Origin of the sequence: Mycobacterium sp. (genome assembly GCF_049683935.1) — a bacterium.
GTDB lineage: Bacteria > Actinomycetota > Actinomycetes > Mycobacteriales > Mycobacteriaceae > Mycobacterium.
On sequence record NZ_JBAUJR010000284.1, the window covers coordinates 1 to 3,182 of the forward strand.

Annotated in this window: 4 protein-coding genes and 1 pseudogene; all 5 read right to left on the bottom strand. The window is 67.6% G+C overall.

The window, feature by feature from the left end:
* Positions 1–259, bottom strand: a pseudogene (locus tag WA965_RS16535) (urease accessory protein UreF); the annotation flags it as partial.
* The gene (locus WA965_RS16540) at positions 259–1,980 is read right to left on the bottom strand and encodes an urease subunit alpha (protein WP_526303039.1); all 1,722 of its coding nucleotides are present in this window, start codon (positions 1,978–1,980) and stop codon (positions 259–261) included. The gene WA965_RS16540 and the pseudogene WA965_RS16535, both read right to left, overlap by 1 nt.
* Positions 1,980–2,294 (bottom strand): urease subunit beta, encoded by a 315-nt coding sequence (locus WA965_RS16545; RefSeq protein WP_178357263.1) that lies wholly within the window; start codon positions 2,292–2,294, stop codon positions 1,980–1,982. Before WA965_RS16545 ends, WA965_RS16540 begins: the two co-directional genes overlap by 1 nt.
* 31 nt (positions 2,295–2,325) lie before the next feature.
* On the bottom strand, positions 2,326–2,628 hold the full coding sequence (locus WA965_RS16550) for an urease subunit gamma (RefSeq protein ID WP_178357264.1): 303 nt from the start codon (positions 2,626–2,628) through the stop codon (positions 2,326–2,328).
* 53 nt (positions 2,629–2,681) lie between these two features.
* Positions 2,682–3,089 carry a PaaI family thioesterase gene (locus WA965_RS16555; protein WP_526303040.1) on the bottom strand — a complete coding sequence of 136 codons (408 nt, stop codon included), beginning with the start codon at positions 3,087–3,089 and terminating at the stop codon, positions 2,682–2,684.
* Positions 3,090–3,182: the final 93 nt, after the last annotated feature.

Here is a 3,182-nt window from a genome sequence, read left to right on the forward strand (position 1 = left end):
GAGCTGGTGTGCGCGCGTCGGTTTCGCAGTCGCCGCTGCCGCCCGCATCGGCACTCAACACCCCGGTGTGCACCGCGGCCGCCACCGATGCGGTGACCAGGGCGTGGGTCCTGATCCGGCGGCGCAGGAACGCGCGCAACGTCGCCAGATCAACGACCAGACCGCTGGTCACCGCCTCCTCGATCCCTCCGGAGTGCACGTGACCGCCGGTCGGGAGCCGGGAGTCGGCCAGCGCGAGCAGTGTGGTCAGGTTCGACATCAGAACAAGAAGTATCTCTGCGCCATGGGCAGTTCGGCAGCCGGTTGTTCCTGCCAGACCTCGCCGTCGATGCGCACCGTGAACGTGTCCGGATCCACCTCGATGACCGGCGTCGCATCGTTGAGCGGCATCTGGGCCTTACCCACCGCCCGCACATTGCCGACCGCGACGAGTCTGCGGTTGACCGCGATCCGATCGGCCAGCCGGTCCTCGACCGCCTGGGGCGAGACAAAATGCACCGAGGTGGCGGCGGCCGCCGCGGGCGCAGCGCCGAACATCGGCCGCGGCAGCACCGGCTGCGGTGTCGGGATGGAGGCATTGGCGTCCCCCATCGCCGCCCACGCGATCATGCCGCCTTTGATCACGGCGTGCGGTCGCACGCCGAAGAAGGCGGGCTCCCAGAGCACCAGATCGGCCAGCTTGCCGACCTCGACCGAACCGATCTCGTGATCGAGTCCATGTGCGACAGCCGGGCAGATCGTGTACTTGGCGACGTAGCGTTGCGCGCGGTTGTTGTCGGCGGCGGTGTCACCGGCCAGGAAGCCTCGCCGCCGTTTCATCACATGCGCTGTCTGCCAGGTTCGCATCACCACCTCGCCGATGCGCCCCATAGCCTGGGCGTCACTGCCGATCATCGAGATCGCCCCGATGTCGTGGAGCAGGTCCTCGGCAGCGATCGTCGACGGCCTGATCCGGCTCTCGGCAAACGAGAGATCCTCCGGGACACTGGGATTGAGGTGATGGCAGACCATCAGCATGTCGAGGTGTTCATCGAGGGTGTTGACGGTGTGCGGCCGGGTCGGGTTGGTCGAACTCGGCAGAACGTTGGGCTGGCCCGCGACGGTGATGATGTCGGGTGCGTGTCCGCCGCCGGCGCCCTCGGTGTGGTAGGCGTGGATCGAGCGTCCCTTGATCGCGGCGAGAGTGTCCTCGACGAACCCGGCCTCGTTGAGGGTGTCGGTGTGGATGTTGGCCTGCACCCCCGCGGCCTCGCTCACCGTGAGGCAGGCGTCGATTGCGGCGGGAGTGGTACCCCAGTCCTCGTGCAGCTTGAAACCCGCGGCCCCGCCGCGTAATTGCTCCCACATCGCCTCGGAGCTGACAGTGTTGCCCTTACCCAGCAGCGCGATGTTCATCGGCCACGAGTCGAGGGCCTCGAGCATCCGCGCCAGGTGCCACGATCCAGGGGTGACGGTGGTGGCCTTGCTGCCTTCGGCCGGTCCGGTGCCCCCGGCGACGATGGTGGTGATGCCTCCGCCGAGAGCCTCCTCCATGATCTGCGGACAGATCAGGTGCACGTGACAGTCGATGGCGCCGGCGGTGAGGATCCGGCCGTTGCCGGCGATGATCTCGGTCGACGGGCCGACGACCAGGTCAGGGTGCACGCCCGACATGATGTCGGGGTTGCCGGCTTTGCCGATCGCGGTGATGCGGCCATCGCGAATACCGATGTCGGCCTTGATGATTCCCCAGTAGTCGAGGATCACCGCACCGGTGATGACAGTGTCCGGGGCACCGTCGGCGCGGGTCGCACGCGACTGTCCCATCGACTCGCGCAAAACCTTCCCGCCGCCGAACACCGCCTCGTCGCCGGCGCGGCCGGGGCCACCGCTGCGGTCCTCGGTGATCTCGACGAACAGGTCGGTGTCGGCGAGGCGGATGCGGTCACCGGTGGTCGGACCGAACAGCGCTCCGTATCGGGAGCGGGACAGCGCAGTCATCAGTTCTGGTCCAATCTTCCCGGGGGGTTCAGGCTCAGGCCGTGCACCTCGCGGGTGCCGGCGAGCGGAACGAGTCGGACGCGCTGTGCCACACCGGGCTCGAATCTGATCGCGGTTCCGGCCGGGATGTCGAACCGGTGGCCGTGCGCTGCGGACCGGTCGAACTCCAGGGCGCCATTGGCCTGCGGCACATGCACGTGGCTGCCGACCTGAACGGGCCGGTCGCCGGTGTTGACGACGTCCAACTCCAGTCGGGCCGCGCCCTCGTTGATCTCGATGTCGCCTTCGCCGTAGACGATCTCGCCAGGAATCACTGCGGAACCTCCCTGCTCTTCGCGCAAGCGCTCACGTGATCGGGTGGTGGACTGTGACGAGCTTGGTGCCGTCCGGGAACGTCGCCTCCACCTGAACGTCGTCGAGCATCTCGGGCACACCGTCCATCACGTCGTCGCGACCGAGCACCGACTGGCCGCTGACCATCAACTCCGCCACGGTGCGGCCGTCGCGAGCGCCCTCGAGGACGTGGTCGGTGATGATCGCGATCGCTTCTGGGTGGTTGAGCTTCAGGCCGCGTGCCTGGCGTCGTCGGGCGAGTTCCGCTGCATAGGAGAGCAGCAGCCGTTCCTGTTCATGCGGGGTCAAACGCATAGTTGGCGATACTGCCACGGAGCGCGGCAGTCAGCAGCGCAGGTGCGTCGGCGCTACTCGGCGGGAAGGTTCTGCAGCCGCACCTGCCCGCGTGCCACGAGGCGGTCCTGGGCGTCGGTGATGGTGATCAGCCACAGCTGCTGGCGCCTTCCCCGGTGGATCGGTGTCGACACCGCGGTCACCACTGAGCCGGAACCGATGGCGCGCAGGAAGTCGGTGTTGTTGTTGACACCGACGACGTTGCCGCCGCCGTTGGCCGAGAGCCAGACGGCTCCCGAGACGCTGGCGAGGCTCTCGACGATCGAGCAGTACACACCACCGTGCACGATCCCGTACGGCTGGAGAAGTTTGTCGGTGATCTCGAGCTGCGCTCGTCCCCCCTCGGGGGTGACCTCGAGATAGCTCACTCCGAGCTCGCGGTCGAATCCGTTGCCCAGGCCTTCGGGAAGCTCAGTCGTCACGGCTCGTGTCTACACCCCGCGCAGTCGCTGTCACCGGTGGGGGTCGAGGCACACATCGACACAAGCGGACGGGCCCCACGCAGAGCGTGGGGC

Bases quoted from the DNA above. Each gene is read 5' to 3' on its own strand.
- WA965_RS16550 (WP_178357264.1), bottom strand. From the start codon at position 2,628: ATGCGTTTGACCCCGCATGAACAGGAACGGCTGCTGCTCTCCTATGCA.
- WA965_RS16540 (WP_526303039.1), bottom strand. From the start codon at position 1,980: ATGACTGCGCTGTCCCGCTCCCGATACGGAGCGCTGTTCGGTCCGACC.